At 68.7% G+C, this 24388-nt stretch carries 12 protein-coding genes; 10 read left to right on the top strand and 2 right to left on the bottom strand.

Annotated features, from left to right (window positions below; all coding sequences use genetic code 11):
* The first annotated feature begins 28 nt into the window (after positions 1 to 28).
* From AB0383_RS03655 to AB0383_RS03625, 7 genes are all read left to right on the top strand, one after another.
* A complete protein-coding gene (locus AB0383_RS03655; RefSeq protein ID WP_364176057.1) occupies positions 29 to 1165 on the top strand; it encodes an enolase C-terminal domain-like protein in 1137 nt (378 codons plus the stop codon).
* Entirely contained in the window at positions 1152 to 2123 is a 972-nt protein-coding gene (locus AB0383_RS03650) for a substrate-binding domain-containing protein (protein WP_366184974.1), read from the top strand. Before AB0383_RS03655 ends, AB0383_RS03650 begins: the two co-directional genes overlap by 14 nt.
* A 149-nt stretch (positions 2124 to 2272) precedes the next feature.
* The gene (locus AB0383_RS03645; RefSeq protein ID WP_366184972.1) at positions 2273 to 3397 is read left to right on the top strand and encodes an ROK family protein; all 1125 of its coding nucleotides are present in this window, start codon (positions 2273 to 2275) and stop codon (positions 3395 to 3397) included.
* Between the two features lie 286 nt (positions 3398 to 3683).
* The gene (locus tag AB0383_RS03640) at positions 3684 to 3881 is read left to right on the top strand and encodes a LuxR C-terminal-related transcriptional regulator (RefSeq protein WP_285966270.1); all 198 of its coding nucleotides are present in this window, start codon (positions 3684 to 3686) and stop codon (positions 3879 to 3881) included.
* A gap of 448 nt (positions 3882 to 4329) precedes the next feature.
* A complete protein-coding gene (locus tag AB0383_RS03635) occupies positions 4330 to 7812 on the top strand; it encodes a glycosyl hydrolase (RefSeq protein WP_366184969.1) in 3483 nt (1160 codons plus the stop codon).
* A 52-nt stretch (positions 7813 to 7864) separates the two neighbouring features.
* Positions 7865 to 10642, top strand: coding sequence for a family 78 glycoside hydrolase catalytic domain (locus AB0383_RS03630; protein WP_366184967.1), 2778 nt, complete (start codon positions 7865 to 7867; stop codon positions 10640 to 10642).
* Between the two features lie 78 nt (positions 10643 to 10720).
* Entirely contained in the window at positions 10721 to 13285 is a 2565-nt protein-coding gene (locus AB0383_RS03625; protein WP_366184965.1) for a glycoside hydrolase family 3 C-terminal domain-containing protein, read from the top strand.
* Between the two features lie 61 nt (positions 13286 to 13346).
* Here the strand turns inward: AB0383_RS03625 and AB0383_RS03620 are convergent, their stop codons facing one another.
* The gene (locus AB0383_RS03620) at positions 13347 to 16367 is read right to left on the bottom strand and encodes a glycosyl hydrolase (protein ID WP_366184963.1); all 3021 of its coding nucleotides are present in this window, start codon (positions 16365 to 16367) and stop codon (positions 13347 to 13349) included.
* Positions 16368 to 16493: 126 nt separating this feature from the next.
* Entirely contained in the window at positions 16494 to 18686 is a 2193-nt protein-coding gene (locus AB0383_RS03615) for an alpha-L-rhamnosidase C-terminal domain-containing protein (RefSeq protein WP_364176039.1), read from the bottom strand.
* Positions 18687 to 18998: 312 nt separating this feature from the next.
* Here AB0383_RS03615 and AB0383_RS03610 point away from each other — a divergent pair, with 312 nt between their 5' ends.
* From AB0383_RS03610 to AB0383_RS03600, 3 genes are all read left to right on the top strand, one after another.
* On the top strand, positions 18999 to 20033 hold the full coding sequence (locus AB0383_RS03610; protein WP_364176415.1) for a LacI family DNA-binding transcriptional regulator: 1035 nt from the start codon (positions 18999 to 19001) through the stop codon (positions 20031 to 20033).
* A 161-nt stretch (positions 20034 to 20194) separates the two neighbouring features.
* Positions 20195 to 21505, top strand: coding sequence for an MFS transporter (locus AB0383_RS03605; RefSeq protein ID WP_364176035.1), 1311 nt, complete (start codon positions 20195 to 20197; stop codon positions 21503 to 21505).
* Positions 21505 to 24312: a family 78 glycoside hydrolase catalytic domain gene (locus AB0383_RS03600; RefSeq protein WP_366184960.1), complete on the top strand. Its 2808-nt coding sequence runs from the start codon at positions 21505 to 21507 to the stop codon at positions 24310 to 24312. Before AB0383_RS03605 ends, AB0383_RS03600 begins: the two co-directional genes overlap by 1 nt.
* Positions 24313 to 24388: the final 76 nt, after the last annotated feature.

The raw sequence follows: 24388 nt of genomic DNA, 5'->3' as shown, positions 1-24388 counted from the left end.
CTCCAGCAGCAGTTCCAGGGAGGAACACTTGAAGATCACCGACATCACCGGCACCGCCGTCCGCGCCGACTACCGGCCCGAGTACATGAAGGACAAGCGGTACTACGTCAAGGACGAGACCCAGGTCAACGTCATCGTTCAGATCCACACCGACGAAGGTGTCGTGGGCATCGGCGAAGCAGCCCACTGCCCTGGACTCTACGGTGAGACCGCGCCCTCGACGATGGGTGGCATCGACCTGCTCAAGCCGGGTCTCGTCGGTCTCGACCCCTTGCAGCTGACCAAAGCGAACACGCTGATGGACCGCTACTCGCCGGCCGGCAATGTCGCGGCGAAGGCCGGCATCGACATCGCGCTGCACGACCTGGCGGGCAAGATCCTCGGCATTCCGGTGTACCAGCTTCTCGGCGGGCGGATGCACGACGGCGTGCCCACCCACATCACGCCGGCCACCTACGAGGACACCGCCAGCGACATGGCCCGGCTGATGACGCAGGGCTACCGGTTCTTCAAGCAGAAGATGAGCGGCGACACGGAGTACGACCTCGACATCGTCCGGTCCTTGTTGCCGGTGATCGGGGATCTCGCGACGCTGAGCCTGGACGCGAACCAGGCCTGGTCGGTCAACCAGACTCTCTTGATCGCGGAAGTGCTGGAGAAGGAGGTGCCGCTGCACCAGAAGGTCATCCTCGAGCAACCGGTGCTGGCCAACGACTTCAGCGGCCTGGCGAAGATCCGCCGATCGACGCGGTTCCCGGTCATGGCCGACGACGGGATCCGCACCGTGGCCGACCTCAACCGCGTCATCGAGTCCGAAGCCGCCGACATCGTCAGCCTGAAGATCAGCCGCGTCGGGGGCGTCCAGAAGTGCCAGCAGATGATCCGGGTCGCCGAGGCACACAACGTCGACTACATCGTCGACGAGATCAACGAGATGAAGGTGGCGAACACGGCCGTTGCCCACCTCGCGGTGGCTTCGCGCAATCCGCTCTACACGGGCGTCGCGTGCCACACGCTGTTCGAACAGGACATCGTGAGCTCGGGCGGCGTGACGATCGTCGAAGGTGTGGCGAACGTGAGCGACCGTCCGGGCCTCGGAATCGGCTCGGAGTCGGTGTTGGGCGTCGACCTGGAATCGACCGCGGTGCGCTATGAATACGCCTGACCGGGCCGGCGGGTGGAACCGCAGGCTGACGATCGCGGTGATCGAGAAGAACCGCGGACCGTACTGGGACATGGTCAACGCCGGCTGGCGCGACGCCGCCGAACGCTGGGGACTCGACGTGGTCTTCGAAGCCCCCGAGTACGAATCTGTCGACGACCAGGTGGAGGCGATGCGGCGGCACCTCACGAAACGCGTGGACGGGTTGGCTTTTGTCGCGACCCGCGAGTCGGCCTTCGACACCGTGGTCGCCGAGGCGACCGGTGCCGGGGTGCCGGTCGTGACGTTCGACCTCGACGCGCCCGGCTGCGGCCGGGCGCTGTACGTCGGCATGCCGACGCCGGTCGAGCTGGGCCGTCAGGCCGGTCGCTTGCTCGCACAGCAGGTGCCGGCCGGCGCGCGTGTTCTCGCGCAGACCGGCTCCACCCATGCTCATGGTGCAGCCGGGAAACTGCGCGGGTTCCGCGAGGTGATGGCCGAAGCCGGCATCGAGGTGGTCGGCGGTGACGACGACGGCGAACACATCAACATCGCTGCCGCGAACGTCCGCAGGCTGCTGGCGGAGTATCCGGATGTCGCCGGTTGCTACGGCGTCTACGGCTACCACGCCGCTGTCCAGGCCGCGGCCGTCGAAGACGCAGGCCGGATGGGCGAGGTAGCGATTGTCGGCAACGACATGCTGCCCGAGACCGCGGCCGCTATCCGGCGCGGATCCGTTTTCGCGAGCATCTGGATCCGTGAGTACTACTTCGGCTACTACGCGGCCGCCGCGATCGCGCTCGCCGCTCGTCTCGGGACCGCGGACGCACTGACGCTGCTGGGCTTCGCCCCGGTGGGCCTCGAGGGAAACCAGCGGCGACTTCAGCCGCAGGTGATCACCGCGGACAACCTCGCGGAGTTCGAGCAGTGGGCGCTAGCTCGCGGGGTGTTCGAACGGACCGCCGCCACGGGGAACACGTGACCAATCGACCCGCGTCGCGGATACGCTGGAAGATCGGGGAAGCCAATGGGGGTGGAGAGGTGACCAACGGACCGTCCCGGGCATCCGGCCCGGCACCGAGCCCGTCGCAGAGGGAGCATGTCCTCTACGCGCTGAGCCGCTACGGTCCGATGAGCCGAGCCCGTTTGCGGGAGGTCACCGGGCGTTCGCGGACATCGGTGTGGGCGGTCGTGAGCGATCTCGTCGCCGACGGCACCGTGGTCGAGGACGTGCCCGATCCGGATGCCCGTGGTTCGCACAGCGGCAGGCCGCCCGGGCTCCTGCGGCTCGCCAAGACTGCCGACGCGGTGGTCGGCGTCGATTTCGGCCGGACCCACATCCGGGCCGCGCTGGCCGACCTGTCGGGCCGGATCCTCGCCGAGCAGCAAGTGCTGATGCAGGTCGACGACTTCGCCGCGGAGTCGTTGTCCGCGGCCGCCAAGCTGGTCACCGAGCTGACTGCCGAGGCGGGGATAGACCGGGAGGTGGTCCGGCAGGTGGTCGTCGGGCTGCCCGCCCCGGTCAATCGGGCGACGGGGAGCATCACCCTGGGCCGCGTCCTCAACAACTGGGCAGGCGTGGTGCCGGCGACCGAACTCGAAGAACGGATCGGCATGCCGGTCTGGCTCGAGAACAACGCCAACCTCGGCGCGCTGGCGGAAGCGTGGCAAGGTGTCGCGAGCGGAATCGACGACGTGCTCTACGTGAAGGTGTCCAGTGGCATCGGTGCCGGGCTCGTCCTGAACGGGAAGCTCTACAAGGGCGCCGCCGGGATCGCCGGCGAGATCGGCCACGTCCTGGTCGACGAATACGGTGCGCTGTGCTGGTGCGGCAGTCGTGGTTGCCTCGACACGCTCGCCTCGGGCCGGCGCATCATCGAGCTGCTGCAGCCCACCCGAAGCGAACCCCTGACCCTCGACGGGGTCGTTCAGCTCGTGCGCGATGGGGAACCGCTGGCCTGCCGAATCGTGTCCGACGCCGGGCGGACACTCGGCCAGGCGATCGCTGACCTGTGCGCCAGCCTGAATCCCGGGGCGGTCGTCCTCGGTGGCCTGGTCAGCGCCGCAGGTGACGTGCTCGTGGACGCCGTCGGGGAAAGCGTGCGGCGGTACGCACAGCCGGCGATCACCGATGGCCTGCAGCTGTTGCGCTCGTCGTTGGGAACGCGCGCCGAAGTCGTCGGGGCGGTCACGTTCGCGCTGCACTCGACCAGGCGGCGGCTTGCCGACGACCGCGGTTTGTCGGGATTCGACTAGCTTGCGCGGTGTCCGCGGGGCGGCTGATGGCCAGTCAGGTGCCGTTGCTATTGAAACGTCATAAGTCACATGTGCCTTAGCGACACAACCCTGCGTGCGTGATCTTGGCGCTCGTTGACGGGACTCGCGGGCGCATAGTAGCGTCACACTGCCAGGATTGTGAAACCTTTCAATCCGGAGGTCGCGATGACGCGCCAGGATCCGAGCGGGAAGCCTCGGTTGGCAGGTCCAGGCGGACGAGGACGTCGCGTGTTGTCGTTGCGGAGTGGCAGGGGGCGGTGATCCGGTGAACGCCACGCTCGAGCGCGAGGAGCTCGACTTGCTTGCACTCTTCGCCGAAGGGCTGCCACTGGACATCATCGCTCGCCGGCTGGAGCTGTCCGATCGCACCGTTCGCCGGCGGATGCGCTCGATCTGCGATCGCCTCGGTTTCGCCACTCCCATCCAAGCCGTGGTGTGGGCAGCTCGACGAGGCCTCGTCTGAACGTCGCCGAGGGCGCCGACTGGCCGAATCCGGACAAGCTCTTGTCTGCCAAGGGAAACCCTCGTAATGTCCCCGTGAGGTAAAACGATTCATAGTCGAATTCGGGCTGTACCCCGCAGGCCTCTCAGGAGCTGCTGTGCGCCATAGATCCGGCCTCCACAGGTCGCCTCCCCGTCCCACGGGTTGCCGGGACTGGTCGGCGCCGCCCCGTGTGCGGTACGCCGCACCGCGGCCGGGTTTGTAGAGCACGTCAGCATCATCGCGACACCCCGATACCGCTTTGCTCAGGCAGGCGGCGGGGTGATGTTTTCGTGCGTCCAGCACACGGTTTTCGACGCGTACTTGGTGGCGTACAAGTGAAACTCGGAACTTTCGCAGGATTGTCGGCGGCGCTCAGTCGGGTCTAGATTCGCATGAATCGTTTCAGCTCGACGAAACGAGGACAGTGATGTCAACGAGCAGGCGAGGGTTTCTGCGTGGCGCGGCCGTGGTCGCGCTCGGCGCGGCGGGTGCCGCGGCATTGCCGGGCACCGCGGCGGAGGCGGCCGGAGAGTTGGAGTCCCAGGCAGGGCTGAGCGTCGCCCCGTCCGGCGGAGCCGAGCCGGTGCGCTTGGCCCTCCCGCGGCTCGCTTCGGCACTGGACGGTTCGGACGTGCTCGGCGGGTTCAGAACGCCGCCGGCGGAAGTCCTGCCCCGGGTGTGGTGGCACTGGATGAACCAGAACATCACCCAGGAGGGCATCAAGGCCGACCTGGAGTGGTTCAAACGCGCCGGGATCGGCGGGATGGTGAACTTCGACGGCGCGGGCCGGGTGCCCGTGGTCGTGTCGAATCCGTTGCCGTACATGTCCGACGGCTGGAAGGCGGCCTTCCGCTACGCGATGCAGCAGGCCGACCGGCTCGGCCTCGAGGCCGACGTCGCTTGTTCACCGGGGTGGTCGGAGACCGGCGGGCCTTGGGTGACGGCCGAAGACGCGATGAAGAAGTACGTGTGGACCGAGACGTGGGTCTCGGGCGGGCAGAGCCAGGTGAAGCTGCCGCAACCGCCCGCGGTCGCCGGCCAGTTCGGGGATGCGGCGGCGGCCTCGTCCACGCCTACCCCGTTGCCTGCTTTCTACCGGGACGCGCGCGTGTTCGCCTACCGCGTCCCGAACGGAACCCAGAACCAAGCGGCTCTCGCACCCGAGGTCTTCGCCAGCGGGCTGCAGGCCGACCCGAAGGCGGCGCCGACGTCGAACGGCGACCAGGGTGTCTCGCTGGAGGTCGCCAAGCTGTCGAACGCTTCGGTCGCCGACGCCCAGTACCTGCCCGCTCCGGGGGCCGGCGGAACCTGGGTGCGCTTCGAATACCAGCGCCCGGTCACGGTCACCGGGGTCACGATCGCCGCGGGTGCCGCGTTCAGCGGGTGGAACGACGTCGTCGAGTACGGGCCGTCGGCGCAGGTCTACAGCAGCGATGACGGTCGGCAGTGGACACTGCTGACACAGGGTGTCTACAGCGGGGTGCAGCGCACCCTGTTCGTCCCGCAGACCACGGCCAAGTACTTCAAGGTCGTGTTCGGCCAGAGCTCCACCGCGCCGTCGTCGGCTCCGATCGCCTTGGCGAGCTTGATCCTGCGCACCGTCGCGACCGTGCACGAGTTCGAGGTGAAGGCGGGGTTCGGGCAGACGGCGAATTACTACCACGTCGCCACCCCTTCCCAGGGCGGCGTGGCGGCGGTCCGGCGGTCCGACGTCGTCGACCTCACCGGCCGGATGGCCCCGGACGGGACGTTGAACTGGCGGGCGCCGGCCGGTACGTGGGTGGTGGTCCGCCTCGGGTACAGCCTCACCGGTCACCAGAACGGCCCGGCGTCGACCGCGGCCACCGGCTTGGAGGTCGACAAGCTCGACGCCGGCCGCGTCCGCAAGTACCTCAACACCTACCTCGACATGCTCACCGACGCCGCCGGCAAGGACCTCTTCGGCCGCCGCGGCCTGACCGGCCTGCTCAACGACAGCTACGAAGCGGGTTACCAGAACTGGACCGAATCGCTGTTGGACGAGTTCCGCGAGCGCCGTGGCTACGACCCGGTTCCGCACCTGCCGGTGCTCACCGGTGTCCCTGTCGACAGCGCCGCCGACGCGGACAAGTTCCTGTGGGACTGGCGGCGGACGCTTAATGAGCTGCTGGCCCAGAACCACTACCAGGTCATCCCGGCCGAAGCCCACAAACGCGGCATCCAGCGCACCTACGCCGAGGCGCAGGAGGACAAACGCGGCTGGTTCGGCGACGACCTGGAGATGCGGCAGTACGCGGACTTCCCGATGGGCGCGTCGGGGGAGGCGTTCGCGCCGGGAGACCAGTCGTTCGAGACCTACCGGGTCGACACGCGTGGCGCCGCGTCGGTCGCGCACATCTACGGCCGGCCGCACGCCGCGGTCGAGGCGTTCACCTTCACCCCGCAGGGCTTCACCCCGAAGGATCTCAAGCCGCTGGCCGACGAAATGCTCGCCCAGGGCGCGACCCGGTTCATGATCCACACCTCGGTGCATCAGCCGCTCGACCGCGGTCCCGGCGTGACACTGAACGGCATCGGGTCGTTCTTCACCCGGCTGGAGACCTGGGCCGAGTTGGCGAAGCCGTGGACGACGTACCTGTCGCGGTGCAGCTGGCTGCTGTCGCGCGGCACGCACGTCGCCGACGTCGCGTACTTCTACGGACAGGAAGCCCCCGCGACCGGCGTGTGGGGCCGCACCTTCCGCCAGACCGACCAGCCGATCGGGTACGACTACGACTTCGTCAACGGCACGGTCATCCTGAACGAGATGTCGGTGCGCGACGGCCGGATCGGCACTCGCTCCGGCCAGGCGTACGCGCTGCTCCAGCTCGGCGGCGATGCCCAGCCGATCACGCTGGCGGTGCTGCGCAAGCTCGCCGGGTTCGTGGACGCCGGCGCGGCGATCGCCGGGCCGAAACCGCTCGGGTCACGGAGCCTGGCCGACGACGACGCGGAGTTCCAGAAGCTGGCCACGCGTTTGTGGGGCGACGGCGAGCAGCGTGACCGCGTCGTCGGTGCTGGTCGTGTTTTCAGTGGCGTCACCGCGGCCGAGGCGCTCGCCGAGCTCGCGGTCACGCCCGACTGGACCTTCCGGCTCGACGCCATGGATCCGTTGACCGCCAACGAACCTCTGTGGCTGACGCACCGTCGCACGGACTCGGCGGACATCTACTTCGTCGTCAACCGCCGCAACGTGCGCACCACGATTCCGCTGACACTGCGTTCGGCGGGCAGTGCGGTGGAAACCTGGGATCCGGTGTCGGGCCAGACGGCTCCCATCACGTTCGACGCCACCAGCGGCGCCACGCAGCTGACCGTCGACCTCGGACCCGCCGACTCGATCTTCCTCGTCGTCTCGCACGGCAAGCCCGGGTCGAAGACCGTGACGGTGGCCGCGGATCGGCAGATCGGTGCGGTCGCCGGTGCGTGGCAGGTCGACTTCCCCGTTGATCGGGGCGCGCCGGCCAAGGCGAACTTCGCGTTCCTCCGGTCCTTCACACAGGAGAGCGACCCGGGGATCCGGTACTTCTCCGGCACTGCCACGTATTCGACTACCTTCGACGCGCCTGCGGACTGGGCCAAAATGGGCGGTCGCGTGATCCTCGACCTGGGGGAGGTGCACGACATCGCCCAGGTCACGATCAACGGTGCCGACGCGGGCATCGCCTGGCGGGCCCCGTACCGGCTCGACATCACCGGTGCGCTTCGCGGCGGCCGGAACACCCTGCAGGTCAAGGTAACCAACAGCTGGTTCAACCGGCTGGTCGGCGATCAGCAGCCCGGAGCCACGCCGGTCGCGTACGTGCAACCGCCGCTGAAGAACATCGCCGCCGGCACCGAACTCAAGCCGGCGGGCCTGCTGGGGCCCGTTCGGATCGTGAACCGTGCGTAGCGCAGCAGTGCAAGAACCCGCCCGTCCCCATTTCCGGCTGAAAGGATTTCCGATGAACCGCCGGCGCCCTGCCCTCACACTCCTCGCCGTCGCGCTGCTGGCCGTGTCCGGATCGGCAACCGCCGCCGCCGCACCGAGCAGCTCGGCGAAGCCGACCTCACTCAAGACCGAGAACCTCGCCGACCCGATCGGGATCGACGCCGGCAAGCCGCTGCTCAGCTGGCTGCCGGGGAAGGGCTCGGCGGGCCAGGCGGCCTACGAGATCCGCGCGACCCTCGAGTCACCGTCCCAGCACGGGAAACGCGACCTGTGGGACAGCGGGAAAGTCCGTTCCGCGAGCACCTCGAACATCCCGTATGCCGGCCCGGCCCTGCACTCCCGCGACCACGTGAGCTGGCAGGTCCGCATGTGGGACACCACAGGGCGCGTCTCGACCTGGAGTGATCCGTCGAGCTGGGAGATGGGGCTGCTGTCCGCCTCCGACTGGTCGGCGCGCTGGATCGAGAACCCGTCGTACGACTACACCCAGCCGGACGGCAAGGAAACTCCGCTGCCCGTCTTCGGCAAGTCGTTCGCCGTGCACGGTGCGGTGAGGCAAGCTCGCCTCTACACGACCGGGCTCGGTATGTACGCCGCGACCATCAACGGCCGGCCGGTCGGCGACGCCGTGCTCGAACCGGGCCAGACCACCTACTCCGCCGAGGTCGACTACCGGACCTACGACCTCACCAGGGCACTCCGGTCGGGCACGAACACCATCGGCATGGAGACCGGCAGCGGCACGTACCAGCGTGTGAAGACACCCGGGCGGTACTTCTTCGGCGGCACCCTCGAGCAGTACACCGTGTACGGCGAGCCCAAGATCATCGCCCAGCTCGAGATCACCTACCAGGACGGGCACCGGGAGGTCGTCTCCAGCGACGGCACCTGGCGGACGGCGCTCGGCGCCACCACCTTCTCCTCGTGGTGGAGCGGCGAAGAGTACGACGCCCGGCGAGCGAGCCAGTCACCGACCTCGGCCGCCGCGCTGACCAACGCGGGCTGGCAGCAGGCGAGCCCGGTCACGCTCACGCAAACCACGACGCCGCGCGACACCACACCGTTGCGAGCCAACCCGCGCCTGCCGGTCACCATCGCACAGACCGTGCGGCCGACCAGCATCCGCAAGCTCGCCGACGGCTCGTACATCCTCGACTTCGGGGCCAACCGTTCCGGCTGGCCCAGCGTGTCGGTCTCCGGACGAGCGGGTGACACCGTGACGATGATCCCGGCGGAGAGCCTCGCCGCCGACGGCACCTTGGACATCGCCAGCACCGGCGCGAAACCGGGCAGCCAGATCGCCTACCGGTACACCCTTTCCGGGCACGGCAAGGAAACGTGGCACCCGCAGTTCACCTATAGCGGCTTCCGTTACCTGCAGGTGAGTGGTCTGCGCACGGCGCCGGCCAAGGACACCGTGACCGTGGACGTCATCCACGCGGCTAACCCGAGCGCGAGCGACTTCACCTCGTCCAGCGACCTGCTCAACCAGATCCACACGATCACCGAGCGGGCGATCCAGAGCAACATGATGTCGGTCATGACCGACTGCCCGGACCGCGAGAAGGGTCCGTACACCGGCGACAACCTGCAGAACCTCGACGCCCTGCTCACCGACTACAACATGTCGGCCTACGAGCCCCAGCTGGTGCGCAACATGGCCACCGCGCAGCGGCAGCCGGGCGACGTGTCGCCGGGCTTGATCGCCAACATCGCCCCGGAGTTCCACCGCGTCGCGCCCACCACGCAGACGAAGCCCCAGGGCACGATCGAGTTCCTCGACGAAGTCAACTGGGGCGGCGCCGTCATCCGTATCCCCTGGCAGCTCTACCTCACCTACGGCGACACCCGGACGATGGCGACCTTCTACGACAACATGGTGGCCTGGCTCGACTACGAGTCGAAGAACAAGGCCGCCAACAACGGCGACATCCCCGGGCTCGGTGACTGGTCCGCGACGGACAACACCACGCCGATGCAGCTGGCCATCCTCGCCGGCTACTACACCGCGGCGAGCAACATGGCCGGTGTTGCGAAGGTCCTCGCCAAGACCGCCGACCACGAGAAGTACACCGCCTTGGCCGCACAGCTCGCCGCGGAGTTCACCACGCGCTTCCGCCACGTCGACGCGACCGGCGTCTACTACGGCAGCGACAGCGAAGCCTCCAACGCCATGGCCCTCGACGCCGGGTTGGTCGCCCCGGCCGACCGCGCCGCGGTGCTCGACCGGCTGGTGGGATCGGTGCGCAAGGCCGGCAACCACATCACCACCGGCTCGGTCGCACTCGGGCCGCTCTTCCGGGCGCTCGAGGCCGGGAACCGTGACGACGTCATCTACGACATGGTCGTGAACCCGACGTCGCCCGGCTACGGGTACTTGATCGCCAGCGGCCACACCACGCTGTCGGAGAGCCTGGACGGTGGCGGCTCGCAGAACCACCACTTCCTCGGCGCCGTGGACGCGTGGTTCATCCACGGGCTCGCCGGCATTCAGCAGACGGATGGGTCGGTCGGCTACCGCGACCTCACCATCGCGCCCGCGATCGTCGGCGGCCTGACCCACGCCGAGGGCAGCTACCAGACTCCGTACGGCACGGTCAGCAGCACGTGGACGAAATCCGCCCACGGGTTCCGGCTCCAGGTCACCGTTCCGCCGGGTGTGACCGCCACCGTGCACGTCCCGGTCGCCGCCGGGCGGAACATCCAGGCCTCCGGGCCGGGGGCCCGCCGCGTCGCCGATGCCGTCTACACCGTCGGTGCCGGCCAGCACTCGTTCACCACGACGAACTGATCGGCTGTGTCCGATGTGGCCGACCGGCCACATCGGACACAGCTCTCCCTGGAAACCCCACCCCGAAGGAGACAATCGATGGGCCTCACCCGTCGTTCGATGCTGAAGTGGTCCGGAGCGGGGGTCGCCGCCGCCGGTGTCGTGGCGGTGACCCCCGCCGGCCTGGCGGCGGCCGACCCCGCGGCCGCGCCCCCGGCCGGCCCCCTCGCGACGCCACCGCCCCCGTCGGCACAGGCGCAGGCGGCCGTGAAGAAGGCCCGGCAGCTCGTGGCCAAGATGACCCTCGACGAGAAGATCGCCTACTGCCATGGAATTCCGGCTACCAAGGGATTCACCGGGCACATCCCCGCCAATGACAGGCTCGGCATCCCGGCGCTGCGGCTGGCGGACGGACCCAGCGGCGTCGGCAACGGGTCCACCGGCGTCACGCAGTGGCCGGACTCCAAGGCACTGGCCGCCACCTGGAACCCCGCCACCGCGACCGACTACGGAAAGGCCTACGGCGCCGAGCAGGCAGGCAAGGGACACAACATCGCGCTGGCACCGTGCATCAACATCCTCCGCCTGCCGCACTGGGGGCGCTCGTTCGAGACCTACACCGAAGACCCCTTTCTGAACGGGCAGCTGGCGGCCGCCACCATCCGCGGCATCCAGACCAACCACGTCATCTCGACGGTGAAGCACTTCGCCGCCAACAACCAGGAGATCCTGCGCAACTCGATCGACGTGGTCGTGTCGGCTCGCGCGCTGCAGGAGATCTACTACCCGGGGTTCCGGGCCGCCGTGCAGCAGGGCGAGGTCGGTGCCGTCATGACGTCGTACAACAAGGTCAACGGCACCTGGGCCCACGAGAACCGGATCAACGTCCAGGACGCGTTGCGCGACGCGTGGGGCTTCGACGGCATGGTCATGTCGGACTGGGGCGGCACGCACAGCACGGTCCAGACCGCCAAGGCCGGCTCCGACACGGAAATGCCCGGCGGTGCCTACCTGGGCGACGCGCTCAAAGCCGCGGTGCAGAACGGCAGCGTCAGCGAGGCGCAGCTCGACACCATGGTGACCCAGGTGCTCACGGCGATGATCCGCGTCGGGCTGTTCGATCACCCGTTGCCGGACCCGGCCACCGTCGTCGACACCGTGGTCTCCACGCCGGCGCACCTCACGCTGGCTCGCCGCATCGGTGTCGAAGGCAGCGTGCTGCTGAAGAACAACGGCGTGCTGCCGCTGGGCCGGCCCCGCAGCATCGCGGTCATCGGCAACGCCGCCGACGCCGGCGCGCAGACCCACGGCGGCGGCTCGGGCAGCGTCAACCCCAACGGCACTGTCGTGACGCCGTTGGCGGGGATCCGTGCGCGGGCCGGGTCCATCCCGGTCACCTACGCGCAGGGCACCCTCGGCATCGCCGCGCTGCCGGCCGTGCCCGCGGCGGCGTTCGGCTCCGGTCTCAAGGCCACCTACTACGCGTCCATCGACGTGACCGGTGACCCGCTGGGAACCGAGACCGTGGCCGCCCTGAACGTCACCGCGACTCCGGCGGCGGTCGCGGCTCAGACGGACGGCTGGTCCGCGCGGTACACCGGCACCTTCAACGCCGCCGAAGCCGGGGGCTACCGCTTCAGCCTCAGCGTCGGCGGGGTGACCACACTGAGCATCGACGGCAAGAAGGTGCTCACCGCGCTGCCCGGCCGCGAATCCGTCCAGAACGGCCTGGTCACCCTGACCGCAGGGAGCCACACCCTCGAGGTCACCTACGTGTCGGCCGCTCCCGCCGGGGGCCGCGCGCCGCGCACGTCGCTGGTACTCGGCTCCCAGGCCGGCTACGACAAGCTCCACCAGGCGGCCGCCGACGCCGCCCGCGCGGCCGAGGTGGCGGTAGTGGTGCTCGCCGACCTCACCAGCGAGGGTATGGACCGCTCGACGCTCGCTCTGCCCGCTGATCAGAACGAGCTGGTGGTCGCGGTCGCGAAGGCCAATCCGAACACCGTGGTCGTGCTCAACACCTCCGGCGCGGTCCTGATGCCGTGGCTGGGCAGCGTCAAGGGGGTCATCGCGAACTGGTACGCCGGCCAGGAGCAGGGGAACGCGCTGGCCGCCATGCTGTTCGGCGACGAAGAGCCGGGTGGTCGCCTGCCCGAGACGTTCCCCGCCTCCGACCAGCAGGGGCCCGCCAAGACCGCCGTCGAGTTTCCCGGCGACGGTGTCCAGGTGTACTACGACGAAGGTCTGGCGATCGGCTACCGCTGGTACCAGCACTCCGGCGAGAAACCGCTGTTCCCGTTCGGTTTCGGCCTGTCCTACACGACCTTCCGCCTGGGCAACCTGCGTCTTTCCCGTACCGGGGGCGGACTCCGGGCCCAGGCGACGGTCACCAACACCGGTCGGCGGGCCGGTTCGGAGGTCGTCCAGCTCTACGTCGCGGCACCCGACGCGGCACAGGAGCCGGCGCAGCAGCTCAAGGCGTTCGCCAAGGTCACCCTCAAGCCGGGCCAGAGCACGACGGTGACGCTCGACGTCCCGCGCGACGAACTCGCGGTCTGGCTGAGCCCGAGCACCGGGTGGACCGTGGTTCCGGGCAATTACACCGTCGGCGTGGGCACCTCGTCGGAGGACCTTCCGCTCCGCGGTCGCATCACGGTGTCCTGACCGCCTGAGCAAACAGAAGCGGCGCCGAGGAACTTCCTCGGCGTCGCTTCTGTTTCGTGGACTACTTGCCGTTGTACACGACGTAATCCTGGTACGGCGTGAGCGTCACGGGCCCGCGAAGCCCATACGGCTGGCTGGCCGTCGACTTCTTGTTGTACTTCGACACCGCGTTGCGCAGCGTCGTGCGCACCGCGATCTGGACGGTGTTGGTGCCGGGGTGCAGCCAGCGGGTGATGTCCCACTGCCGGCCGTCCGTGATCTGCGTGCCGACGAGCTGGCCGTTGACCGAGATGTCGGCGGTGCCGTCGACGTGGCCGAGGTTCAGCTGCACGCCTTCGGCGGCGTTGGCGTGCCATCCGTCGGGCAGGACGGTGGTGGCGCTGTAGGTGCCCACACCGGATTCGCCGTTCAACTGGGTGATGTCGCGCCAGTCCTTGAGCTTGAACTGCTGGAACTGCGAATCACCGAGCCCGCTGGGAATCGACACCGTCGCGCTGCCGGTCGGCGTCACCGTCTTCACGGTCAGCCCCCACGGGCTCCACTGGTCGATGGTGGAGGGCCGGCTGGACGGGATGCCAGACAGTGGCTTGTCGTCGTCCGTGCGCACCACGGCGTTGACGTCGGTCTTGCGGCCGTTGGACAGCTGGAAGGTCTGCCCGCCGGATTCCGTCGCCCGGAAGACGATCTTTCCGTTGCTCACGAGGAAGTTCCCGTCCGCGGGCAGGCTTCCGGTGACGTGGACGGCCGGCTTGGCGTTCGCGTTGATCGCGACGACCTCGGCTTGACCGCCCTGCAGGGTCACGGGAACGCTGGTGCGTCCGCTGCCGGTGGCGTACTGGGCGATCGGTGAGATCGAGCCGTCCCAAAGGTTCATCTCCGCCGGCACACCCTGGACGCCGAACGACGGGGTGAACGTGACCGGGTGGTCGGACGGGTTGTAGAGGTAGACGTACGCGCCGCCCTTGACCTCGCGCCACTGGGAGAGGATCTGGGTGCCGCCCGACGCGACCCGCGCAACGAGGCTGAGCCGCCTCAGCGCGCCGGCGACGTCGTTCTGGGTCGCCACCTTCGTCGCCGACGGCAGCTTCAGCGTCGCTGCGACGTTGTTCTTGACTTCCGCATCGCCCTTGGCGCCGCTGGCGTAAGTGGTGTCGTGGTTGGGGAGCGAGCCGACGAACACGACGCGGACACCCGCCTTCGCGGCCCGCAGGACCGCGGCCGACGCGTCGTGGGTGATCGACCGCTGATCGATCACCAGCGCGCGGTAGCCGCTGGTGCCGGTGAACAGTTCACCATGGTCCGGCCGAGCATCCTGGGCCAGGCCTTGCGGGTCGAGGTACTCGACGGAGAAGCCCTGTTCTTCAAGCCGCTGCGCGTCGAACGGAGACTGGTGACCGCGCGGGGACAGGAAGGAGTCGCTGTACACCGCGACGTCGGCCTTGGCTGTTCCGGTTTCGAGAACGCTGGTACCGCGCGCGAAGTAGCTGTTCAATGCCGACCAGCTCGACCACTGGGGGAAGGTCTTGTCGTTCCAGCTGTCGGTGACCGTCTCGTTGAAGCGCGTCGTGCCCGGCCACGCGGCGTCGGGTGCCTGGAGGGCGAAGCCGTGGATGAACGGCTGGGACACGCCCGCGGCCCACTCCTTGCCCATCAGGTCCCGGTAGTCGTCGAGGTTCATGCTGTACGCCGGTTTGAAGAACGCGCCGAGCTCCACGCTCAGCAGGTCACCGCCTCCCTGGTGCACGCCGGACGCGATCGTTTGCTGGAACGCCAGTGAGTTGCGCCAGGCGGGGTCGTCGGGCGAGATCGGCAGGTTCTCGCCGGCGTCGAGGGACTCCGTCTCCGATCTTCCCCCGAAGCTCTGCAACGAGCGGAAGCTGCGGATCGGTTCGAGGTCCTGCAGATACGCGGCCTGGGCTTTGTACTGCATGCCGTACTGTTTCGCCCAGTCCTGGAACACCTCGAGGTGATCGGCGACGTACAGGTCGGTCAGCGTCTCGTAGTAGTCGTGGCGGACCTTGCTCGCCGAGCCGTCGGTGAGGGAGAAGTCCGGGGTGGGTTCCTTGGGCGGGACGGGGAAGTCCGACTCACCCTGCACGAACATCAGCGGCAGGTACTTGGCCATGTCGTAGCCGCGTCGGCCGCGGAACTCGCTCTCCATCTTCGGGGTCCAGAAGATGGAGGTGGCGTGCAGTTCGAGCGAGTCTTCGAACAGGTCCGCGCCGGCATTCTTCAGCTTCGGCGCGTTGTCCTTGCCGATCTGGATCTGATCGAGGTCCTGCGTCGCCTTGCGTGACGCGTCGGCGTCGAAGGGGTTCGTGTAGTTTCCCTTGTTCTCACGTGACCAGAACGCGAACAGCTCCCAGTCGCCCGCGGCGGGGGCTTTCCACGTGAGGGCCCCGTTTTTCACCTGGGCGGTGAGATCGGTCAGGGATTGGGGATCCAGCACCGTCGACTTCGCCGGCGGCTGGCCGGGTGAGGTGAGGTCGGGCCCGGCGGACACGACGCGAGCCGCGGTGACCGCGACCAGCTGTGCGGGCTGGGTCTGCTGGGCGGCGTCGATCGCGGGAGGCACCGACCCGGAGAAGCTCTGCCCGCCGGTGACGTGAGCCCGGCCGTACTGCAGTTCCTGCGACGCGAACCCACTGCCCGCGCCGGTGCCGGGGGTCTGCACCGGCCAAGCGGCACCCATCGTCATCGACACCTTGATGCCGAGCTGCGTTGCCTTGTCCAGCACCTGGCCGAGGATCGTGCGCTGCTCGTCGGTGGCCCACGCGTCCGAGGAAAACGCGATCTCGACCTCGCCGAAGCCGGCGTCGGCGATCACTTGCAGCTCGCGCAGCGCTTCGCTGTCGTCGAGCGGCTTCTGCCACCACCACCGCATCGCCGGCTTGAAGCGCGTGTCGGGGTGAGCGAATCGGTCGGGGGAGAGGCCGCCCGCCAGAGGCTGCAGACCGTCGGTTCCTTGTGTCAGCTCAGTGGCCACCTGTGCGGCACTGCGCAGATCCGACTGGGCGGTTCCGGTGGGCGCGAGAGCCACCAGCGCGGCAGCGGTCACCGCCGACACGCAGATGGTCAGCAACGACGACGTTCTTTTCGGTGGGTTTGCGAACACTTCACACCTCCATTGGTGCAGTGGTTTCGGCGTGGAGCGGGCCGTCGCGGAGATCGCACTCCACAACGGCCCGCCCGGATCGAGAAGGTTTGATCAGCGCTGTGTCACCGTGATCTGGTATGTGCCACCGGGAAGGGTCAGGACCACGGAGCCGCCGGACGTCTTCGCCCGGGAGCCGAGTTCCTTGGCAGCGCGGCCGTTGACGGTGACCACCGAATTGCGGCCGACCGGAACCGCGATGGTGCCGGTGGTGGTTGCGGGGGTCTGCGCGGTGAGCGTGAACCGGCCGGACTTCGGGTCGGAGGTCCACTCCGTCTTGATGGTCCCGAAGGCGGTCGGCACGGCGCCGCTCGCCCAGCGAACCGTGCCGGGGTGCGGGGCGATGCTCCAGGACTGGTAGCCGGCACTCACGGCGGTCACGCCGAGGAGTTGCTCGGTCAGCTGCACGGACGGAGACGCGGCCCATCCGTGCGCGAGGCTGGCCGTCGCGCGGTTGACGCCACCGGTGCTGTTCTTGAACTCCCAGAACGCGCCGGTGTAGAGGGGATTCTTCTTGTCGATCATCGGACCCCACGTGCGCCGCATGAGGTCCAGCGCGCCGGCGGTGTCACCGGCGGCGAACCGGCCGGCCGTCTCCATCCCGTTGGCGAACGGCTCGATGGTGTGCCCGGTCGGGTCCTGAAGCCCAGGGCCCATGATCGCGCCGTACGGGGTCCACAGTGTCTTCATGGCCGCGAGGACACCGGCTTCCTTTCCTGCCGGGACGAAGCCGTACTGCAGCGCCAGTGCGTTGGCGTCTTCGACGAGAACGTCGGGCTTGCTGCTGCTCTGGCCGTACGCGCCCAGCGTCGGGTTCCACAGCTTGCCCATGACCGCGGTCTTGATGGCGTCCGCCTTCGCGTCATCAGCGTCGGCGAGGGCGGCCGAACCGACGGAGCGTTCGAGCCACGCCATCTCCCGGAGAAGGATGTAGTAGTCGATGCTGTACTTGGTGACTTCGCCGGTCTGGCTCGCCTGCCAGTAGTCGCGGTCGTTGGAGACCACGAGGTTGTCGACCGTGAGGAACGTCCTGTTGTACGCCAGTTCCTTGCGCAGCGCGGGAAGCGCCGCGGTGATGTAGGCCTTGTCCCCGGTGTAGCGGAAGTAGTCGATGAACGCGCGAGCCCCGTACCCGGAGTAGTTGTTCGAGTAGAACAGGGGCGAACCCGCGGGCGAGGTGCGCTTCGAGAAGTCCGGCGAGCCCGGGAACGCCCCGTCCGCGCGCTGGGTGGCCAGCAACGTGTCGAGCGACGATTTCACGTACGGCGCCCCGGCGTTGCCGAGACTCGTCAGCAGCGTGGGGATCTGGACGAGCAGATCACCGGTCCAGATGCTGCGGTCGCGCTTGGCGCCGTCGTAGATGCGTGCGTCGGGCAGGCTGTTGAGCCCAGGCGCCTTCATGTTCATCTGCAGCGTGTACGCACCGGAGTACCACATGCGGTTCAACTGGTCGTCGCTGGAGAGGAACCAGCCCTGGTAGTCGGCGGGCGTCGCGCGGAACGCCTGGAAGTTCACCCCGAGCGAGGAGAGGCTGACGCTGCCCGGGGAGGAGACGGTGAGCAACGCGAACCTGAAGCCGCCGTGGAAACCGCCCGTGAGCCGTCCCGCCCCGGTGGGCTGGAAGGTGTCCGGACCGCCGACACCGGCGAGGCCACGGGACTCGTCCGAGCTGGGCGCTCCCGGTGACGTGGAGACGGTGGTGCCCGCGACCAGATCCGTCGGCAACGCGGGCTCGACGGTCACGGTCCGCGCCGTGCTGTCGAAGGCCGTGATGGTGCGGGTGACGGGCTTGCCGCCGGCCGCGGCGAAGGCGATCGTGTTGCCGACCTCGAGGTTCGCCGCCGACGCCAGGGTGACCTGGGTGGCCCCGCCTGCCGCCGCCGTGTACACCGTTGTCGCGGCGGGCGTGCGGATGTACTGCCGCGCCTCGGAGGTGACCAGGGTCAGGGTGGGGGAGCCGGTGACCTTCGTGAGATCGAGGTACGGCGTCCCGCCGACCTCCTTGCCGAAGTCGAGCAGGATGGACGCCGGCGCGCCGCCTGCCTTGGTCGTGAGCGTTGCCGCGGGGCCGTGCTCCTTCACCAAGGACTGCGGGTGGGTCATATCGCCGCGGCCCTCGGCCTGGACCGGGTGGACGTCAGGCGTCGACGGGCCGAGAACGTACGACTTCCAGGCGGAGGTGTTCAGGCCTGGCGCGCCGTCGGTGTTGAAGCCGGTTGCGGACGCCTGACCAGAGATGACGAGCACGGGGGCGACGGCGGCGATGACTCCGGCAGTGGTCCATCGGCAAAGCGACGACGTTCTCCATCGAGTGAATCGTTTCAATTCGACTGCCTCTTTCTCCCCGTTGAGTGGAGGGATCGGTGGGGACGGTACGAACGAGCCGCGCCCTGGCGAGGGCGGACAGGAGAAATCTTGAGGACCGTCCGGATGAGGAGCAAGGATTTGTCCGGATCCGGACGCACGCGCGGTCCGGCCGGCGCGGTGCGGGGCGAGCCGGCATCACCCGCACCTGCACTAACATGGACTTGAAGGACGTGCGGGGAGAGGAACAGTCGGCTGAACAGGATCACCATTCGGGACGTCGCGGAGCTGGCGAGGGTGTCCCCGGCCTCGGTCTCGAACTACTTCCACCGGCCGCGGAAGCTCTCCGAGGGCACGCGGCAGCGGATCCGACAGGCGGTCGACACGCTCGGCTTCGTGCCCAACGACGCCGCGCGTACCCTGCGGACCGGCGTCAGCCCGGTCATCGGTTACATCGCGTTCGAGCTCGCCGGCGCCACCACCCCGGAGATCGCCGCCGCCATCGAGCGGCGGGTGTCGGCCGAAGGCATGTACATGCTGATGGCCAACGACACCGGATCCGAGCAGCGCGAACGCAGCTACCTGCAGCTGTTCGCGAAGCAGCAGGTGAGTGGCGTGATCATTGCCCCCGTGGGCAACGTGGAGGCCGAGCTGTCCCGCATGCGCGCCATCGGCATCGCGAGCGTGCTCAGCGCACGCAGGGCGGAATCCCCGGCTCAGGCGTCGGTTTCGATCGACCACGTCGCCGGCGGCCGGCTGGCCGCCGCGCACCTGATCGAGCAGGGACGCAAGCGCATCGGCTTCGTCTCCTCGTCTCTCGAACTCAAGCAAGTGGCCGACCGGCTCAACGGCGCGCTGTCCGCCGTCCATGCGGCGCCTGGCGTCACGCTCGAGGTGATCCCGGTGCCGGAGCGCTCGGTCGAAGCCGGGATCGCCTGTGCGGAGGCGCTCGTGAGACGCCCGGCCACGGAACGCCCCGACGCGTTGTTCTGTGCCAATGACCTGCTGGCCATCGGCGTCGTGCAGGCCTTCGTGGCGGCGAATGTCGTCCGGGTGCCGGCCGACATCGCCGTGGTCGGGTACGACGACATCGAGTTCGCTCGGTCCACGATCGTGCCGCTGACCACGATCAGCACTCCGCAAGCGGAGCTGGGGACCGCCGTGGCGGACTTGCTCTTCTCTGAGATCGACGCACTGAACTCGGCCGGCAACGCGTCCGGCGGTCTACCCCGGCCGCAGATCGAGTTCTCCCCTGAGCTGGTCGTGCGGGCGTCCACCGTCCCGCAGTGATGTCCGCCTCCGGGCAGTCCGGCCGTCGCGTTATTGAATCGTTTTACCTCATCGTGCTCCCCAGTCTTGACGGTACCCAGAGGTCATGTGGTGTGATGCCTCCCGCGTCGAGGTAAAACGTATTACCAACGGCGTGCTGCTTCGACGAAGAAGGAGACCTCATGGCCGAGAACACCGCCGCAGGAACCGCCGTGCTGCAACGCAGACACTGGATGCTCGCGGTCGCCGCGGGAATGGCGTCGCTGCTGGACTCCGGGGCGATCATCTCGGTGGGCTTGGGCCTGGCGCTGTGGAAGAAGGCGTTCGATCTCGACGTGTGGACGGTCGGGGTGCTCGGGTCCGCGTTGACGCTGTTCATCGCCGTCGGCTCGCTGACCGGTGGGCGCCTGGCCGACCTCGTGGGTCGCGGCCGGATGTTCTCGCTGACGATCCTGCTGTACGCGGCCGCGGCAGTGACCGTGGCGCTGGCGCCCAGCGCGCCTGTGCTCGTGACTGGCGTGATCGTGCTGGGCATGGCCGCCGGCGCCGATCTGCCGACCTCGCTCGCCGTGCTCTCCGAGCGGGCTCCCGAAGGAACGCAGGGCCGTCTCGTCGCCTTCACGCACGTCATGTGGACGATCGGCGTCGTCATCGCGACGCTGCTGGGCTTCGCCGTGTCCGGCCTGGGTGTGCCCGGCATCAGCCTGATCTTCGGCATCCTCGCGGTGCTGGCAGTGGCCACGTTCGTGTTCCGCTCGTTCTACCCGCCCTTCCGCCGGCTCGAGCGAGAGGCGCAGGTCCGGTACACCACCGCAGGCGTGGACCCCGACAAGGCCTTGCCGCTCGGAGCCTTGCTGCGCAACCGGAATTCGCTCCTGCTGATCGCGCTGACCGCGCTCTTCTACCTGTTCTTCACGTTGGTGGCCAACACCTTCGGGTCGTTCAAGACCTACTTCCTCGTCACCGTCGGCGGTACGACGCAGACGGTCGCGACCGGACTGTCGTTCGGCACCACGCTGGTCGGCCTCGTCGGCACGATCGTGTTCACCCGCATCGCGGACACGAAGTGGCGCAGCCGGTTCTTCGCCGCGGGCGTTCTGGTTTTCATCGCCTGTCAGCTCCTGATCGCCGTCACCGGCGGCGTCGTGCTGCCGGCGATGATCGCCGCGTTGGTGCTGTACAACGTCTCGTTCCCCTTTGTGGGGGAGGCGCTCTACAAGATCTGGACCCAGGAGTCGTTCCCGGTCAACGCCCGCGCGACGGTACAGGGCTTCACGATCGCGATCGCCCGATTCATCGCCGCGGCGTTCGCGCTCGTCACGCCCGCGCTGATCGCGTGGAGCCCGGCCGGCCTGTACTACCTGCTGGCTGTCTTCGCGCTGGTGTCCGGCCTCGTCGGAACGCTCATCATCCGCCGGCTGCGCACCGGTTCCGGTCCAGCGCCGGCTCCGCCGTCCAAGACCAGTGCCCTCACCGCCAAGGAGGCTCTTTGATGACGAGTGACGCTCCCGTCACTGTCAACGCTCCCCGCATCGGCTCGTCCGCCGAACAGTTCGTGGCGACCGCGTCCCCGCGACTGTCGTGGACGACGGTGGCCGGCACGGACAACTGGGTCCAGGCGAGCGCCGAGATCGAGCTCGCTCTCGGCGGCGTCCGCACCACGGCGACGATCGAGGGCGACGAATCGGTCTTCGTCGCGTGGCCGTTCGCGCCGTTGCACCCGCGCGAGACCACCGGTGTCCGAGTGCGGGTGCGGGGAACCGACGGGTCGGTGTCGCCGTGGAGCGCACCGACCGAGGTGACAGCGGGGTTTCTCGGCTCCTCCGAGTGGCGTGCCCGGTTCGTCGGGTCCGGTTCGGACGAACCACACCTGCTGCGCACGACGTTCGAGGCGCGCGGTCCGGTCCGGCGGGCTTTCCTCTACGCAACGGCTTTCGGCGCCTACGACGTCCGCCTCAACGGGGCCGCGGTCGACGACGCGGTGCTGAAGCCGGGCTGGACGAGCTACCAGTGGCGGTTGCTGTTCGACGTCACCGACGTGACCGCGCACCTGCGGCAGGGGAGCAACACCGTCGGGATCGAGCTGGCCGGTGGCTGGTACACCGAGGCGTTCGGGTTCCGCGATCGCGCGCGGCGGTTCTACGAAGGCAACCCGGCGGCCGCGGCCCAGCTGGTGATCGAGTACGAAGACGGCACGGCCGACACGGTGATCACCGACGAGAACTGGCGATGGTCGTTCGGCCCTGTTGTTTCGGCGAGCATCTACCAGGGCGAGACCTACGACGCGCGGCTGCACGACCCGGATGGGGCGAGTCTCCGGGCGGACGACACCTGGAGCCCGGTGGTTCTGGTCGACGTTCCGGATGTGCGGCCGGAGCCCCGGACGAGCCCGCCTGTGCGCGTGATCGAGCGCAGCGAGGTGGTGCAGGTCCTGACCACACCGGCCGGCAACACCGTTCTCGACTTCGGCCAGAACCTCGTCGGCTGGGTCAGGATCGCCGTCACCGGCCCTCGGGGACACACCATCACCTTGCGCCACGCCGAAGTGCTCGAGCACGGTGAACTCGGGACGCGGCCGCTCCGCAACGCCGCCGCCACCGACCGCTACACCCTTCGCGGCGACGGCGAGGAGACGTGGGAGCCGAAGTGGACGTTCCACGGGTTCCGGTACGTCGAGATCCACGACTGGCCGGGTGAATTCTCGCCGTCGGCGATCTCAGCCGCGGTGGTCCACACGGACCTGCCGCGCACCGGCGGTTTCTCAACCTCGCACGCCCTGCTGAACCGGCTTCACGAGAACGTCGTGTGGGGGATGCGCGGCAACTTCCTCTCGATCCCGACCGACTGCCCCCAGCGCGACGAGCGACTCGGGTGGACCGGAGACATCCAGGTCTTCGCACCGACAGCGGCATTCCTCTTCGACTGCAGCGCGTTCCTGCAGTCCTGGTTGGAGGACGTGCGCCTGGAGCAGAAGGCGGCCGACGGCGTGGTCCCGATGGTGGTTCCCGCGGTGATCCCCCAGGTGCCGGGCCAGCTGGAGCCGGTCGCCGCGTGGGGTGACGCGATCACCGTGGTGCCGACCGTCCTCAGTGAACGCTTCGGCGACCACGGTGCGCTGTCTGATTCCTTCCTTGCCATGAAGTCCTGGGTGGACACGGTCACCGCGCGCACCGGAGGAAGTCCCTTGTGGGAGAACGGTGTCCAGTTCGGCGACTGGCTCGACCCGGACGCGCCACCGGACCAGCCTGGCCGGGCCAAGACGGACCCCGGCCTGGTCGCCACGGCTTACTACTTCCGGTCCGCCGATCTCACCGCGAAGGCCGCCGCGGTGCTGGGCCGGGCCGAGGACGCGGGCCGCTACGGAGAACTGGCCTTGCGCGTCGGCGAGGCGTTCCGCGCCACCTACACCACGGCCGCGGGGCGCATGATGTCCGACGCGCCGACCGCCTACGCTCTCGCGATCGCGTTCGGTCTCGTCGAGGGCGAGCAGAAAGCCGCGATGGGAGAGCGGCTGCGTCACCTCGTGCGGGCGTACGGCTACCACATCGCGACCGGGTTCGTGGGCACGCCGATCATCTGCGACGCCCTGACCGCGACCGGCCACGTGGACACCGCGGCGCGCCTGCTCGCCCAGACGGAGAGCCCGTCCTGGCTCTATCCCGTCACGATGGGCGCCACCACCATCTGGGAGCGGTGGGATTCGATGCTGGAGGACGGCTCGATCAACCCCGGTCAGATGACGTCCTTCAACCACTACGCGCTGGGCGCCGTCGCGGACTGGCTGCACCGCGTCGTCGCCGGCTTGGCGCCGCTGGGACCCGGATACCGGCGCATCCGTGTTGCGCCAACCCTGCTCGACTTCCTGGACGACGCGTCGGCCTGGCACGAGACGCCATACGGGCGCGCGTCTTCCGCCTGGCGCCGGGACGGCGAGCTGGTGCGGTTCGACATCGAGGTGCCCGCCAACACCCGTGCCCTCGTCCGGTTGCCCTCCGGCACGGAACACGAAGTCGGCAGCGGCACCTACACCTGGACGGAGCGCCACCCCCGGCCTCGCCGAACCCGCCCCGAACTCAGCCTCGACAGCGACCTGGCCACCATCGTCGACGACGGCGAGGCGTATCGGGCCGTCCTGGGGGCGATCAGCGCGATCGATCCCGGCCGAGCCGCCGCGTTCCGGCGCACGACGCGCTGGACTCCGGGGCGTTCGTTGCGCGATCCGCTCAGCCATACCCCACTCGACGTGGTGGACGCCATCGAGAAGGCGCTCGCCGCGCTCCCCGCGGGGGACCTGTCGTGACATCGGGGCCGGTCGTCTGGCCCGCGTCCTGGATCGGCCGGCGGACCGACCCAGCCCGGCGGATCGTCCGGCCGAT

The sequence above is a fragment of the Amycolatopsis sp. NPDC051373 genome (assembly GCF_040689465.1).
GTDB lineage: Bacteria > Actinomycetota > Actinomycetes > Mycobacteriales > Pseudonocardiaceae > Amycolatopsis.
Note: the sequence above shows the minus strand (reverse complement) of the source record. Positions and strands in the feature narration are given on the sequence as shown.

Bases quoted from the DNA above. Each gene is read 5' to 3' on its own strand.
- AB0383_RS03650 (WP_366184974.1), top strand. From the start codon at position 1,152: ATGAATACGCCTGACCGGGCCGGCGGGTGGAACCGCAGGCTGACGATC.
- AB0383_RS03645 (WP_366184972.1), top strand. From the start codon at position 2,273: ATGAGCCGAGCCCGTTTGCGGGAGGTCACCGGGCGTTCGCGGACATCG.
- AB0383_RS03635 (WP_366184969.1), top strand. From the start codon at position 4,330: ATGTCAACGAGCAGGCGAGGGTTTCTGCGTGGCGCGGCCGTGGTCGCG.
- AB0383_RS03630 (WP_366184967.1), top strand. From the start codon at position 7,865: ATGAACCGCCGGCGCCCTGCCCTCACACTCCTCGCCGTCGCGCTGCTG.
- AB0383_RS03625 (WP_366184965.1), top strand. From the start codon at position 10,721: ATGGGCCTCACCCGTCGTTCGATGCTGAAGTGGTCCGGAGCGGGGGTC.
- AB0383_RS03605 (WP_364176035.1), top strand. From the start codon at position 20,195: ATGGCCGAGAACACCGCCGCAGGAACCGCCGTGCTGCAACGCAGACAC.
- AB0383_RS03600 (WP_366184960.1), top strand. From the start codon at position 21,505: ATGACGAGTGACGCTCCCGTCACTGTCAACGCTCCCCGCATCGGCTCG.